Annotated in this window: 11 protein-coding genes; 3 read left to right on the top strand and 8 right to left on the bottom strand. The window is 41.0% G+C overall.

Going from position 1 to position 14,761, the window contains the following annotated elements; genetic code table 11:
* The 5 genes from ABP870_RS09360 to ABP870_RS09340 form a co-directional block, all read right to left on the bottom strand.
* A partial coding sequence (locus ABP870_RS09360) for a lectin-like domain-containing protein (protein ID WP_350015145.1) occupies positions 1-2,417 on the bottom strand: 2,417 nt, incomplete at its 3' end.
* An 827-nt stretch (positions 2,418-3,244) separates the two neighbouring features.
* Positions 3,245-4,591 carry an asparagine--tRNA ligase gene (asnS, locus tag ABP870_RS09355; RefSeq protein WP_350015144.1) on the bottom strand — a complete coding sequence of 449 codons (1,347 nt, stop codon included), beginning with the start codon at positions 4,589-4,591 and terminating at the stop codon, positions 3,245-3,247.
* A 131-nt stretch (positions 4,592-4,722) separates the two neighbouring features.
* Positions 4,723-5,904, bottom strand: coding sequence for a pyridoxal phosphate-dependent aminotransferase (locus ABP870_RS09350; RefSeq protein WP_350015143.1), 1,182 nt, complete (start codon positions 5,902-5,904; stop codon positions 4,723-4,725).
* Positions 5,905-6,012: 108 nt separating this feature from the next.
* Positions 6,013-8,460, bottom strand: a complete 2,448-nt coding sequence (locus ABP870_RS09345; protein WP_350015142.1) for a bifunctional DnaQ family exonuclease/ATP-dependent helicase — start codon at positions 8,458-8,460, stop codon at positions 6,013-6,015.
* A gap of 59 nt (positions 8,461-8,519) precedes the next feature.
* Entirely contained in the window at positions 8,520-8,813 is a 294-nt protein-coding gene (locus ABP870_RS09340; RefSeq protein ID WP_350015141.1) for a rhodanese-like domain-containing protein, read from the bottom strand.
* Between the two features lie 148 nt (positions 8,814-8,961).
* Between ABP870_RS09340 and ABP870_RS09335 the strand changes: the two genes are divergently transcribed.
* Positions 8,962-9,789 carry an alpha/beta hydrolase gene (locus ABP870_RS09335; protein ID WP_350015146.1) on the top strand — a complete coding sequence of 276 codons (828 nt, stop codon included), beginning with the start codon at positions 8,962-8,964 and terminating at the stop codon, positions 9,787-9,789.
* 197 nt (positions 9,790-9,986) lie between these two features.
* Here the strand turns inward: ABP870_RS09335 and ABP870_RS09330 are convergent, their stop codons facing one another.
* From ABP870_RS09330 to ABP870_RS09320, 3 genes are all read right to left on the bottom strand, one after another.
* Positions 9,987-10,943: an NAD(P)-dependent oxidoreductase gene (locus ABP870_RS09330; protein ID WP_350015140.1), complete on the bottom strand. Its 957-nt coding sequence runs from the start codon at positions 10,941-10,943 to the stop codon at positions 9,987-9,989.
* A 148-nt stretch (positions 10,944-11,091) separates the two neighbouring features.
* On the bottom strand, positions 11,092-11,847 hold the full coding sequence (locus tag ABP870_RS09325) for an esterase family protein (protein ID WP_350015139.1): 756 nt from the start codon (positions 11,845-11,847) through the stop codon (positions 11,092-11,094).
* 96 nt (positions 11,848-11,943) lie between these two features.
* Positions 11,944-13,122 carry an ATP-grasp domain-containing protein gene (locus ABP870_RS09320; protein ID WP_350015138.1) on the bottom strand — a complete coding sequence of 393 codons (1,179 nt, stop codon included), beginning with the start codon at positions 13,120-13,122 and terminating at the stop codon, positions 11,944-11,946.
* A gap of 139 nt (positions 13,123-13,261) precedes the next feature.
* On the opposite strand from ABP870_RS09320, the gene ABP870_RS09315 reads away from it, so the two are divergent.
* Both ABP870_RS09315 and ABP870_RS09310 read left to right on the top strand, forming a co-directional pair.
* Positions 13,262-13,897, top strand: coding sequence for an MBL fold metallo-hydrolase (locus ABP870_RS09315; protein ID WP_350015137.1), 636 nt, complete (start codon positions 13,262-13,264; stop codon positions 13,895-13,897).
* A complete protein-coding gene (locus ABP870_RS09310) occupies positions 13,894-14,652 on the top strand; it encodes an alpha/beta hydrolase (RefSeq protein ID WP_350015136.1) in 759 nt (252 codons plus the stop codon). The genes ABP870_RS09315 and ABP870_RS09310 overlap by 4 nt, the downstream gene beginning before the upstream one ends.
* The last annotated feature ends 109 nt before the right edge of the window (positions 14,653-14,761 follow it).

The following is a 14,761-nucleotide window of genomic DNA, read 5'->3' as shown; positions in this document are numbered from 1 at the left end:
GCTTCTTCTGCTTTTGCTACTGCGTCTTGCGCATCTTGCAAGGCTTTAGCTTCTGCTGCATCTGTTTTTCCGTCTCCGTCTGTATCTACTTCTGGGACTTCTAATGGATGTACTGCGTCTACTCGATCTTGTAAGCCTGGTTTTTCTGCAACATCATTATCTAATGCTTTGACCAATTCATCTGCTTTAGCTTTGGCTTCAGTCACTTTTTCATTGAGAGCTGTTAATGCGTCTACTTCTTCTTGACTTACTCCTGGGGTTTGTTTGATTTCGTCCAGTTTTGCTTGGGCATCTTTTTGCGCTTCTTCTGCTTTTGCTACTGCGTCTTGCGCATCTTGCAAGGCTTTAGCTTCTGCTGCATCTGTTTTTCCGTCTCCGTCTGTATCTACTTCTGGGACTTCTAATGGATGTACTGCGTCTACTCGATCTTGTAAGCCTGGTTTTTCTGCAACATCATTATCTAATGCTTTGACCAATTCATCTGCTTTAGCTTTGGCTTCAGTCACTTTTTCATTGAGAGCTGTTAATGCGTCTACTTCTTCTTGACTTACTCCTGGGGTTTGTTTGATTTCGTCCAGTTTTGCTTGGGCATCTTTTTGCGCTTCTTCTGCTTTTGCTACTGCGTCTTGCGCATCTTGCAAGGCTTTAGCTTCTGCTGCGGCGGCTTTCAAGCCTGCTATGGCTTCAGTAATTTTATTTGAACTAGCATCAACAGTCGCTTGGTCAGCTGATGAATTTGCTAATACTTTCTTTCCTTCATCTATAGCATTATTATACGCATCTTGAGCTTCTTTGTCTGCTGTTGTATAAGTAGCTGTTTCTTTTAATGGTTCATCTCCATCAATAAGCTTTTTCAGCTGTTCTTTGTCTACTTTTTCGTATGTATACGTAATAGTCTGAATTCCAGTTTTAAATGCTATGGTGTTTGAATCTTGATAGCCTTCTGCGGTATCAGCATTAGTTCTCTTCATGACGTAATTTGGCAATGATAATTTATCACTCAAATTTAGCGTTTCACGAGTCGTTCCAGAGTAAATTACTTCTTTAATAGTCTCTCCAGTGGCATCATCTTTATAAAGAACTTTTATATAATTTCCACCAGTTGAATATTCAAATCTAGTTAAATCAAATTGCTGTAAGTTTGTTCCTGCACCTGTTGAAGCAAAAATCGCAAAAGCTAGTTCTTCTTCTCCAGCTTTTTGGCGTGTTGTGGTTCTTGTACGATTTAAATAATCTTGAATATTTCTTGAAAAAGTTTGACCATCATAGGTCACCGTCATTACTTTGGTACTACCATTGTAACTAACAACTAAATCCTTGAATTCATTATTCATCGGTGGATTATTAAGTTTTTTGACATCAGCTGCAGCAGTACTTGCTACCCCTGCACCATTTGTGCTATAAAATGCTCCAAATGCTCCATTTTGCCATCCTAAAAATCTAGGGTCTGCACCAGCTTTTTGAGCAGCATTTGGGGTTGAAGTATTATGCCATGTATCTAACTTAAATCCGAAAGAGTTAGGAATCCCCCCTAGACCAATACTAGCTCCAGATTGACCTACGTCACCTGGGTTTGCTGTGGTAAAGACAACGGAAACACCATCGCCACCGCTTTTACCGTCAACTTGATAACCTTCATACTTATTCCCTAGATTTAACTTCCCTTCAAGTCTGAAGTCTTCATTCATGTTGATCTTGTTAAAAAGTCCAAGGCTTCCCCTTTGTCCACTTACATCAGCTGTTAAGGTCGTTGGATTGACATCGTCACCTTTTGCATCACCACCTACGGTGAAGTAACTAACCATGTTCTTTTTGGTTACTTCTAGACGAGCTTTAGCATTGTACTCAGCATTCCCTAATTCAAATGGTTGAGTTGCTTTATTATCAGAAACACTGCGGTCACTTCCAACAGATCTAAAGGAAGCCCCAATTTGATTCGTATTGATTAGCTGTTCTTTAACTTCTTTTGTTGATGTCGCTTCATTCGTCCCTTGATAGTTATCAGGTTGTTTTACTTCTGCTACTGTTTTCGAGGTTTCTGATGCTTTAGCTGGCACTTCTGCAACAGGTGCAACCTCTTCTACTTCTTCAGTTTTTTCAACTTCAGCTGGCTGCGCTGCTACTGGACTTGTTGGGTTAACTTCTGGTACAGATTGTAATGTTTCCTTCATAGGTTGAGTTGAAGCTGCATTTTCTTCAGTTAATTGAGATGGCTCCTCTACGCTTGGAGTTTTCTCAGTAAGGTCCGCAGGTTTCGGTTCTGCCTGTTTTGTGATGAGTTCTGAACCTGGAATTCCATTTGCAGTTTCCTCAGCGTAAACTTGAGGGGCTACCAATAAAAATGACCCCAAGAACACTGAGCCAACACCTATTTTAAACTTCCGTATTGAAAAACGGTCTTTTTGTTTATGAAACATGATTTTCTCCTAATCTTTATGCTATTGAATGTTCGTAAGATACAACTATCCTTTAAAATGCAACTAATGGTGTGATTTTTTGATATTTTAAAAAGGCAATACAAACCAATCCTAACATCTCTTTTAGCGATCTTAGCCTGGTATTCTTTATTTAGATTTTTTAAAAAATCCTAATTGTATTATTAACTAACAGTTTTAATCCTATCCCATCCATTATACTCTTTTTTTAAGCAAACATCTCGACATAACTGTTTCTTAAACTCGTCGTAATATTATTGAGATATTTTAGCCGATAACATACAACTGCAACAACTACTCCATTCCAAAACCACCATATTTTCACTAGGTAAAAGATAATCTAAATTAGATATTGTTTGGTAAATTCAGAAAATTATATTGATTAGATAATTACATTTATCAGCTACCTAAAAACGCAACATTATAGGATTACGTCCGGTATCACACCATTTAAACCCAGACTCATCCCTACTTTTTAACCATATTTAAAATATTTAAAATGTTTTATAAGCAATTTCAACCTTAGTAATGACCTTAAATAATAATGACATTAAAAAATCCAATAAATAATACTACCTATTAGCTTGTTACCTTTTAAAACTCCAAGAACTGCCATAACCTTTAACACACCAAGGAAGGCATCTCGGTCTCTTCTCGATCTGCGCTGTCAGTCTCTCGTAACCGTTGATAAAGCATCAAAAAAACTAGCTGAATCATGATGAGATCAACTAGTTTTTTATATTGATGGTTTATTTTATCATTCTTTCTTCTCAAAACAATTATCGTTTTTGAGAAGAAGGGCACAGTCTTTATGGTTTAATTCTGTGGAGCATACGTGGGAACGGAATGGCTTCACGGATGTGCTTGGTACCAGCGACGAAGGTCACCATACGTTCGATTCCAATTCCGAAACCACCATGTGGGACGGAACCATATTTACGAAGATCAAGGTAGAAGTCATATTCTGACTTATCCATGCCAAGCTCATCCATTTTGGCAAGAAGGGCATCGTAGTCGTCCTCACGCATCGAACCACCAATGATTTCACCATAGCCTTCTGGCGCAAGCAAGTCCGCACAAAGCACGCGCTCTGGATTTCCTGGAACAGGCTTCATGTAGAAGGCTTTAAAGCTTGCTGGGTAGTTGACCACGAAGGTTGGCACACCAAAATAATTTGAAATCCAAGTTTCATGTGGTGACCCAAAGTCATCCCCATGTTCAAGGTGCTCATAATCCGTGTCTTCATCCGCTTCGTGTTCTTGAAGAAGGGAAATCGCATCATCATAAGAAACGCGTTTGAAAGGCTCAGCGATATAGCGTTTAAGAGCCTCTACATCACGCTCCAAGGTTTCCAATGCTTGTGGTGCACGATCAATAACGCCTTGGATAAGTGCCTTGACATAGGCTTCTTGAAGGTCAAGTGATTCTTCATGGGTAACGAAGGAATATTCAGCATCCATCATCCAAAATTCTGTCAAGTGACGGCGTGTTTTTGATTTTTCAGCACGGAATACAGGACCAAAGTCAAAGACACGACCAAGTGCTATCGCACCCGCTTCAAGGTAAAGCTGTCCTGATTGGCTAAGATAAGCTGGTTGACCAAAATAGTCAGTTTCAAAGAGTTCTGTTGAATCTTCTGCCGCATTTCCAGAAAGGATTGGGCTGTCGAACTTAATGAAGCCATTTTTATCAAAGAATTCATAAGTCGCATAAATAATAGCATTACGAACTTGTTGCACCGCATTTTGCTTGCGAGAACGAAGCCAAAGGTGACGATTATCCATTAGGAAATCCGTTCCATGCTCTTTGGGTGTGATAGGGTAATCATGTGACTCACCGATCACCTCAATATCCGTAATATCCAACTCGTAACCAAATTTTGAACGCTCATCTTCTTTGACAGTACCTGTCACATAGACTGACGTTTCTTGACTTAGACGCTTAATCGTGTCAAATTTTTCGGCTCCTTCTTCCTCACCAAATCTTTCAAAAAAGTTTGGCTTGAAGGCAACGCCTTGAAAAAAGGCTGTTCCATCGCGGAGTTGTAAAAAGGCGATTTTCCCTTTTCCTGATTTGTTAGCAACCCAAGCACCGATAGTAACTTCCTCGCCAACATATTGGCTAACTTGTTTAATGGTAATTAATTGACGTGACATAATAACTTTCCCAATCCTTTCTTAAATAAAGAGTACCCTTTTCGTCAGTTCAGCACTATACAAAAAAGATCTCCTGTTATGTTTTAGGGCTTATTTCTTTTCACTGAGCTAAGAAACAGTCCTCTTTTCCTTTATGGCTCAGACATGTACTTGTTGAGGCGTTTAACCGCTTCTTGTAAAGTTTCCAAATCAGAAGCATAACTCATGCGAAGGCTATAAGGTGCACCAAAGCCTTGACCCGTAACTAGGGCAACTTCAGCTTTTTCCAAAATATCATTGGTAAAGTCTGTTACATCGTTAAACCCTTTCATTTCCATCGCTTCCTTAACGTTAGGGAAGAAATAGAAAGCCCCCTGAGGCTTCACAAGTGTAAAGCCTGGAATAGCATTGATGAGAGGTTCAATCGTATTTAGACGATGTTCAAAGGCTTGACGCATCTCCTCAACAGAATCTTGCGAACCAATCAAGGCTTCAATAGCAGCGTATTGGGCCACCGTTGTTAAATTAGAAGTGGTTTGACTCAGTATCTTGGACATGCCAGCAATGATATCAGGATCTCCCACCGCAAATCCAACGCGCCAACCTGTCATTGAATAGGTCTTAGCGACACCGTTAACGACCATGGTTTGCTGACGAATGGCTTGAGACAAGCTTGAAATCGGTATAAAAGTATTGCCATTATAAACCAAACGGCCGTAGATATCATCAGACAAGATTAAGATATCGTGCTCAACAGCCCAGTTACCAATAGATAACAACTCCTCCTGCGTATAAATCATCCCAGTAGGATTTGACGGAGAATTCAGTAAAAAGACCTTGGTTTTGTCAGTTCTGGCTGCTTCTAACTGCTCGATGGTCACCTTAAAGTGATTTTCTTCTTTGGCTTCAACAAAAACAGGAACCCCTTCAGCCAACTCTACCTGATCTGAATAAGATACCCAATATGGTGTCGGAATAATGACCTCATCACCAGGATCTAAAACCGTCATGAAGTAGGCATAAAGGACAAACTTAGCCCCTGTTGCTGCTAAAATGTGTTGTCGCTTAACATCGTAACCATAGAAGTTTTTCATGTAGCTAGCAATAGCGTCTTTAAGCTCTGAAAGACCACTGGCAGGTGTGTAAAAACTAACCTGATTATGTTGAATGGCATCGATCGCTTTTTGATTAATGTGCCCAGGTGTCTGAAAATCAGGTTGACCGAGGGTCAAATTCAAGATATCACGTCCCTGTTCTTTCAACTCTTTGGCACGAGCCCCTGACGCTAAGGTCACACTCTCTTGCATCTTCAATATCCGATCAGATAGTTTCATCCTGCCTCCCACATCTTATCCTCTCACAATGTATGTTTTCTCTTTTAAAGAGCGATTGCGATCAATCAAACACCACACTTTAAGGGATTTTCTTTTCAATACCACCTATTATAGCAGAAAATCAAGCATATCTGACAGGATTTTATCATTTTTTTCAAGCGAAAGCTGATGGGTCTGTCTTAGAATTTCCAAACTAGATGGTCCATAGGATTTTTCAATCAAGCGTGGGTCTAAAATAAGGACTGCTGATTTCTGGTCAAGTCGCCTGCTCGTACGACCTAAAGCTTGCTTTAAGCGCATCATCATGACTGGTAAACTATAGGCTGTGAAAGGATTTTTCCCTTCACGTGATAGACGTTTAGCCATTTTTTGGTTCAGAAATTCTTGGGGATTTTCAAAAGGCAGTCGAGTAATAACAAGGATCACGCGATCATGGGTGGTAAAATCAACCCCCTCCCAGAAACTTCCTGTGCCCAGTAGGATCGGTGCATCTTCTCCTTCAAATCGTCGTTTCATTTGGTGACTTGTCCCATTCTTACCTTGAGCCAGATGTGGTAAACCAGCCTCTTCTAGGTGATCTGAGACTTGCTTCAAAGCATCTTTGGAGGTCAAAAGAACTAAGGTGGGAAGCTTTAGCTGACTAATCCGATAGATTTTATTGGCTAATGCTCTATGATAGACCTCTTTTGGCAGGGTGGGTGAGACACCTTCTTTATCTATCCAGATGGCTTGTTGTGTATTAGCTGAATCCTCGATAACCCTTTCTTGATAATCCTTAAAGCCCAAAAGGTCTGGTAAAGACACCTGAGGACTAATACGCAGCGTGGCAGAAACAAAGGTCGTTTTTTGATTTTCTGGTAAAAATGCTGAAAAATCTAAGAGGAACTGACTGGCTCCCTTGAGAAAGACAGAGCGTTTGTCACTTTCCTGACAGCTATCAACCCAAACAGAATCGTAACGATCATCTGCTATTTTTTGGAGCGCTTCTAAGTTAAGCTGCCTTAACTCCGTAATATCACGACGAATTTTTTCCCACTTTTCTTTTGGAATAAGTTGTTCATGGGACTGGTGATAATCAACCACCAGCTGGCTAAATTCAAATTGTAGACTTTCGATTAGGCGACGTGTCAACAGGTGGTCTGTTTCCTGCAAGAGGTCCTCTAGTTTAGTCATCATCTCTAAGAGATTCACTTGGGCATGAGAAAAGTCTTCTAAGGCTAAAAAGAATTTCTGTGCCTCATCAATCACCAAATGAGCCCCTTTAATCAAACTAGGATCATCTTCCAGACGTGTCAACAGATAGGCATGATTGGTAATGACGAGACGGCTTGCTTTTGCTTTCTCATAGGATCTAAACCAAAAATCATCCTGGGCAAAAAGCGAGTGAGCGCTGAGATCGCCATCGTGTTGAAGGCTGTCAAAATACCACTGTAAACGCTGTTGCTGCTTGATTTCATTAAGATCACCGTCTTTAGTTTCCAATAACCAGACCAACAGTTGCATCTTATAGCGATTAACTAAGCGATTGTCGTCTTCTTGTTCCAAAGAAGCTTTAAAAGCATCCAATTTCAGATAATTGGCAGGCCCTTTTAAACTCTGGTAAGAGGTCCCAAAAATCTCATGCAACTGCTTAGCTTCTTGGACTGCTATTTGATCTTGCAGTAATTTCGTCGGCACAGAAACGACTACCCTTTCTTGCTCATTCTTGGCTAGTAAAGATACCAAATAGCCATAGGTTTTTCCTATTCCTGCTTGAGCCTGAATAAACTGAACATTTTTATCTTCTTGTAAGATCGCTTCAGCAAAAGCTTCCTGCTTAGGCCGACTGTCAAGCCCTAACAAGGCCATATTCGTCGCAAAATCCTGAGAGTATCGCCTCTCTGCTACTTCTGGCTGAGGTTTTCGTAACAAGATGCCTGCGACTTCTTGATAGAGGGATTGGTCAAAATCCTTATCCAAAGCGACCTCGTCGATCACAATACGTGATTCAAAGATTAAGTGATCAGCATAAGATTTGATCTTCTCAAGGGTTAAGCTAGGAAGGCTCGCAATCTTTTCACGAATTTTGAAAAAAAGTTGGGCTGTTGCTTGAGCATCCGCGATAGCTGTATGGGCATCTTTTAAAGGGATGTCTAAGGCTTTGGTCAATTCTCCTAAAGAATATTTCTCCATAGTTGGAAAAAAGACCTGCGCCAACTCGACGGTATCAACCCTTGGCGTGTACAAGTCAAATCCTTCCATGAAAAGCTGCTCTGACAGCAGATTAGCATCAAACTTAACATTATGCGCTACAAAAACGCAGTCTTGGATGCGCTCATAAATGTCACGCGCCACTTGCGAAAAATCAGGAGCCGTGGCCAACTGCTGGTCTGTAATCCCTGTCAATTGAACAATGTGTTCGGACAAGGGCTCGTGTGGGTTCACATCGGTTTGATAAGTATCAATGATCTTATCTCCTTGAATAATCACAATCCCTACTTGAATAATTTGAGCCGTGATGGAAGCACCTGTTGCTTCCAAATCAATCACGGCATACTTTTGCTTGGACTTAGTCATAACAGTAAAATTATACCAAAAAAGAAGCTAGTATTGGGAACGAAGAACACTAAAATCCTTTATTCTTGAGACTCAGTTTCCAAGCCCAATTTTTCCACTGCTGTCAATGTCCTTAAGTTGTGAACATCTGTATAACCAGCTGCTTTTAGCGCTGCTTCAGCGCGATCTGCTCTCGGTCCTAACATGCAATGCAGGTAGATCTTTTGACTTTTGTCCAAATCCAGTTGACCCGCTTCAATCTGATCAATAGGAATATTTAGAGCACCTTTAATGTGTTTTTCCTTAAATTCTTCTGAACGACGAACGTCGATTAAGAGCGCCTGCCCATTTACAATAGCATCTTTTAATGTCATCTTTCTCCTCATTTCTTCTCTTCCATTGTAGCAAATAGATAGATATTTTAACATCCTAACCCATCATCAAGAAAAGCGTTACCAGTCTTTCACTCTGGAAATATGGTATAATTAGTTTCAAGATTATTCTGAAAAAGAGGTTGCCATGATCAAACAAACCCGACTTAACAACTATTATCTAGAAATGGAGGAACACTACCTCCATGTACCTTATTACGATGAAGAACGCCGTATTCGTGTGCTTCTGCCAAAAGACTATCACAAAGAGGATTGGGCTTCTTACCCTGTTTTATATATGCATGATGGGCAAAATATCTTTTACAGTAAGGAATCCTTTTCTGGGTATTCTTGGAAGGTCATCCCTACTATTAAAAACCACAAAGAACTACCTAAGTTGATTGTGGTTGGCATTGATAATGGTGGTGACAATCGTCTTAATGAGTATGCGCCATGGATGACCGATGTTGGAACAACCCCTGAAACAGCTAGTGTGGGGGGAGACGGTATGGCCTACGGGGAGTGGGTGGTTAACACCGTTAAACCCTTTATTGATAAGACCTATCGTACCATGACCGACCCTGAACACACCCTCCTTGCCGGATCATCTATGGGGGGCATTATCACCGCCTACATGGGGGCTGCCTACCCCGATGTTTTTGGCAATCTCGGTGTTTTTTCCTTAGCTTCTTGGTTTAGCGAACGTGATTTTTTACGTTTTTGTGACCATCATCCCTTAGCTAAATTCAGCAAAGTCTATATCCAAGTCGGGACTCTTGAAGGCGATGAAGTTGATGAAACGTTTGCTTCCAACATGAACCAGCGCTACATTGACTGTACGCTTCATTACTACCAATCCCTACTCAAAACTGGAACCAGTATGGGCAATATCAAACTCAAAATCATGGCCAATGAAATACATCACGAAAAATACTGGGCTGATCATTTCCTAGAATTTTTACAATTCATGCTCTGCTAAAATCAAAAGCAGACATAGACATTGTCGACTTGATGTGATGAACATCTGGTCTATCTGTATCGGAATCGCCTAGTCGGTTTTTGATTGTCATTGATTATCATCTTGTAAGGTTAGGCCCCCTAAACAAACTACCATTCAATATCAAAAAGCCGACTTGACCACAGGGTTAAGCCGGCATTTTGATTCAGTGCTTTTCATTAGGCATTGACTTGGTTGATGATTTTTCCTTCGTCTAGGTAGGAAATAATATTTTGAGCGGTTTCCCGAGAAAGCTTGAGACGAGCATCCCAGGTAGCGGAACCCGAGTGAGGGGTCATGACCACATTTTCTAATCTGCTAAGTTCTGGATGCGATTGGCCTTCAACCTCGTAAACATCTAAACCTGCACCGGATAATTGTCCAGACTCAAGAGCTGCCAGCATTGCAGCTTCATCTACTAGTGATCCCCGAGCTGTATTGACTAAAAAGGCACCTTTTTTCATCTTGTTAAAGGTTTCTGTATTAAAGAGACCTTTGGTGTCATCAGTTGCTGGCGCATGGAGAGTAATGACATCAGCTTCTGCCAACAAATCGTCAAAATCACGATAGGAAACCTGCAAAGCCTCTTCCTCAACTTTAGATAATGGGCTGCGCTTATTGTAAATAACCTTTGCCCCGAAAGCTTGCACCATTTTTGCCACTTCTTGACCAATACGACCAAAACCAAAAATACCAACCGTTTTTCCATTTAATCCATGACTAAGTCCAGCTGGCACAGAGGTATTCACCCATTCACCATCACGTAAGCGACGGTCTAAGAAAGCAACCTGGCGCATGCAAGCGAGCATCAAACTTACAGCTAACTCAGCTGTTGGAACCATCACAGCCTTAGGCGAATTTGCCACTACGATCCCTTTTTCCCTAGCATAGTCAATATCAATATGGTCAAAACCAACGCTGTGGGTCGAGATTATTTTTAGATTGGTCCCAGCATCAATGATTGCCTTATCAACTGGCAGCTGGGTCGTATAGAGACCATCATAGTCTGATAGATGCTCTAAAAGCCAGTCCCGTGTGTTTTCCAAAGGAGCCTGATCTACTTGAAAGCTTTCTTTTAAGTCTCTTAACCCCTCTTCCAAGGGCTGTCCCAAAATAACGATTTTAGCTTTATTCATGTCAAAACCTCACTTCCTTCTTCACATTATTGTATCAAAAAAGAAAAGGCTTCCCAAACGGAAACCTTTGAACTACACCCCAGAACTTAGCCTGCCCATCTAGCAATTGAAGGCACTTCGCTTCCAAGTTTTTCGCTGCCATTATCAACTAGGCCAAGCGACCTTCTTCTTCTAACTTGCCCATAAAGAAAGGCATTTGCTTACGCCACCATTCCCAGTCATGGGCAACGTCTTGTCCCCAGTAATCAAACCAAGCAGGAAGATTTTTAGCTGTGAATACTTCTTCCAAACGCTTGGTATCATAGACATGAGGCTCTTCCCAAGCACCCTGACCTACGGCAACAATCATCCGATTTTGGCGGTACTGTTCTAAGAACCAAGGGTCTTCTTGTTGCCATAGGTAATCAATTGGCGAATTAAAATAAATCGCTTGATCATTGCCAAATTCGCCAGTGAAAAATCTAGCATCATAGACTCCTGATAGGGCAACAGCAACATCAAATAAATCTGGATGTTTTAAAGTAAAATTAACCGTATGAAAACCACCCATAGAGCATCCAGTCGCTAAAAGACCTCCTTGCCAGTTTGTTTCATAACGGATAAGAGGGACTAGCTCGTTGATGATATAACGCTCATAGGCGTCATGGGCAAGCGCCATATCATGACCTGACTTTCCTAAATGTAACCAAGACTCTGCATCATAAGAATCTGGCGTAAAAAATTGCACCAAACCGCGATCAATCCATGATTGACAGGCTTCAATCATACCAAAATCAGCATATTCATCATGGCTACCACCAGAAGACGGAAAAACAACAACAGGTTTTCCGGCATGTCCATAGACATTAAAAAACATTTCCTGGCCAAGTTCCCCTGACCACTGACTACGACGTTCAAATTTCATATTAAGACTTTCTAATGTGTGGATGGTTGTCAAAAAGTAATCACCAAATGACAAAGCATTCTACTAAACAAAGGTTGGGCATTTTCCTGAAAAATCCTAAACCTTTTCTTGGGCAAAACGTATCAGATCCCGCATGGTTTCACGTTCGGGACAACGCCCAATAATCCCATCTTTCCCCATGATAGCAGAAAAGACTCCAGGAACAGAAGTTATGGAAACCAAATGCTGACCAAAGTATTGACGAACCTCGTCTAGACTATGCTTGTAGTTCATATCATCACGACGTGAAATATAGAAAACATTGTATGGACGGTGACTGTCAGCTTTAAAGTGATTTTCCTTGACGACATTAACGTATTCTTTAAAAATATCAAAATCATTGGCGTAATTCCACATGTCAATCGTTAAGCCACCAGGCGGACGGCAATTCACTTCAAGTGGAATGATTTCCCCAGTTTCCCTGATACAGAAAAATTCAAAATGGAAGAAACGTTCTTTGATATTAAAAGCCGAGACACACTTTTTACCTAGTGCAACCAGTTTAGGATCGATTTCACGAGGGAGAAAATAATACATATCCGTACCGTTGACGACGGTGTCTAATACTGCTTCTGAATGCTCTAAACTAGAGTAAAAGACAATCTTGCCATCATGATCTGCTAGACCATCAAAAGTGATAATATCGCCATCCACAAACTCTTCCATGATGTAGTCAACATGAGCAGAACGGCTAGCCAAGAAAAGATCTAATTCTTCAGCAGTTTTCAGCTTATAAGTATCTGAAGCGCCAACCCCTGAATTGGGTTTGACAATGATAGGAAATCCAAGTTTTTGAGCCAACTCCTTAGCTTCCTGATCAGTCTTAAACGTATCACCAGCTGCCACTTTTAAACCTTGACGACGAAAGACTTCCTTCATCTGACGTTTGGTTTTAATCGCCAGCATATCCTCATTTTTAAAACCAAAAACATTAAAATCCGTACGTAAGCTAGCATCCAATTCCAACCAAAATTCATTATGCGATTCTACCCGATCGATACGCCCATATTTATGGGCAAAATAACCCACCGCACGGTAAACCTCATCATAATCCTGCATATCATCCACACGATAATACTCAGTCAAATGCTGACGAAGGCCTTCTGATAACTGTTCATAGGGCACATCCGCTATACCCAGCGTGTTAATACCGCTCTCATATAAGCGGTGCGCAAAGGTCTCAAAATTAGCGGGAAAATGCGGTGAAATCATCACAAAATTCAATTTATCTGCCATAACAACTCCTCTTAACAGTATTAGAGTTATTGTAACACAGTCACATGGAAAAATCCACTGACTTTTCTGAAAATTTAGAAAACAAAAGAAATAATCGTCCAAAATACCCCAACGCCTCATTTTTTGTTACACTATTGCTATGAAAACACATAAACTTGTTAACACCATAGCTGGTGAAAATACCTATTTATTAGAAACTGAAAATGGTCTTTTGATCATTGATCCTGGAAGTGATTGGGAAAAAATAGAGAAACGTCTAACAGACTTGAACAAACCTGTTCTAGCCATTCTTCTAACCCATACCCATTATGACCATATTTTAAGTGTTGAAGCGGTACGTGAGCACTTTAATCAACCACCCCTTTATGTCTCAGAACAGGAAGCTTCTTGGTTGCAATCTCCCAAAGACAACCTATCTGGACTTCCTCGTCATGATGATTTAGAGAATGTTGTGGTAGCGCCTGCTGAGCAGATATTTCAATTGCGCCAACCTTACCAGATTGGAGAATTTACGTTCACAGTTGTTCCGACACCTGGTCACTCTTGGGGCAGTGTCTCCTTTATCTTCGCTGAGGAGGAAACTATTTTCTCCGGTGATGCTCTCTTCAAAGAAACCATCGGACGAACAGATCTGCCTACTGGGAATTTTGACGACCTAATCACCAGTATCCGTCAAGAACTCTTCACGCAACCCAATCATTTCGCCGTCCACCCTGGCCATGGCCAAAGCACAACCATCGCCCACGAAAAAAACGTTAACCCCTACTTTCAATGACACGATTTAAGAAAATTCTCCTAAGCCTATCACTACTAATCTTGATAGCTAGTGCTGGTCTCTTGATTTTTTTGCAAACTAAAACGTATCAAGCTAGCGCTACCGCTGAGAAAATGGCCCAAGAGGCTAAGTCGGTTGACCACAGCCTTTATTTTAAGGCTAAAGGGAAAATGGAAGCATCACTCATCTTTTTTCAAGGGGCACTTGTTGAGGAAAAAGCTTACGCACCGCTCGCAGCTGACCTTGCTAAAGAAGGAATTGATGTCTACTTGCTTGATTCCCCTCTCAATCTTGCTATCTTATCTGGTAATCGTGCTAAACAACTAAAGGATAAGTTGGCTCATGCTCCAGTCTATCTAGCTGGTCATTCCTTAGGTGGTGTGATCGCTGCCCAAACTGTAGAGGATTTTTCAAAAGATACCAAAGGCTTAATCCTACTGGCTAGTTACCCTTCTGATAAAACGGATTTGTCGAAAAAGGACCTAGCTGTTCTATCCATAAGAGCTAGCCAAGACAAGGTACTCAATCAAAACGCTTACCAAAGAGCTAAAAGTCGCTTGCCAAAGAGTACCATATACAGCACTATCGATGGCGGAAATCACGCTGGATTTGGTGATTACGGCAAACAGGCCAAAGATGGCAAAGCTAGCATTTTCAATACTCAACAACGACAAGAGATCGTTAAAAGCATTATCACCTTTATTAAGACAAGCAAAAACGACACCCAATTAGGTGCCGTTTTTTGTGTGATTTAGTCCTCTTCCTAAAATCGCTTTCGATACTCATCTTCAATGACAGCATCACGTTTGTTGCGCATCAATGAGCTCCTAAAGGGGGAGTCGGATAACTGCCAAAACAGCGAGA

Source organism: Streptococcus jiangjianxini, assembly GCF_040225085.1.
Lineage (GTDB): Bacteria > Bacillota > Bacilli > Lactobacillales > Streptococcaceae > Streptococcus > Streptococcus jiangjianxini.
Note: the sequence above shows the minus strand (reverse complement) of the source record. Positions and strands in the feature narration are given on the sequence as shown.

What these genes read in the sequence shown, in the direction of transcription:
- ABP870_RS09310 (WP_350015136.1), top strand. Translation starts at nt 13,894, where the DNA reads ATGACACGATTTAAGAAAATTCTCCTAAGCCTATCACTACTAATCTTG.
- ABP870_RS09315 (WP_350015137.1), top strand. Translation starts at nt 13,262, where the DNA reads ATGAAAACACATAAACTTGTTAACACCATAGCTGGTGAAAATACCTAT.
- asnS (WP_350015144.1), bottom strand. Translation starts at nt 4,591, where the DNA reads ATGTCACGTCAATTAATTACCATTAAACAAGTTAGCCAATATGTTGGC.
- ABP870_RS09330 (WP_350015140.1), bottom strand. Translation starts at nt 10,943, where the DNA reads ATGAATAAAGCTAAAATCGTTATTTTGGGACAGCCCTTGGAAGAGGGG.
- ABP870_RS09340 (WP_350015141.1), bottom strand. Translation starts at nt 8,813, where the DNA reads ATGACATTAAAAGATGCTATTGTAAATGGGCAGGCGCTCTTAATCGAC.
- ABP870_RS09345 (WP_350015142.1), bottom strand. Translation starts at nt 8,460, where the DNA reads ATGACTAAGTCCAAGCAAAAGTATGCCGTGATTGATTTGGAAGCAACA.
- ABP870_RS09325 (WP_350015139.1), bottom strand. Translation starts at nt 11,847, where the DNA reads ATGAAATTTGAACGTCGTAGTCAGTGGTCAGGGGAACTTGGCCAGGAA.
- ABP870_RS09350 (WP_350015143.1), bottom strand. Translation starts at nt 5,904, where the DNA reads ATGAAACTATCTGATCGGATATTGAAGATGCAAGAGAGTGTGACCTTA.
- ABP870_RS09320 (WP_350015138.1), bottom strand. Translation starts at nt 13,122, where the DNA reads ATGGCAGATAAATTGAATTTTGTGATGATTTCACCGCATTTTCCCGCT.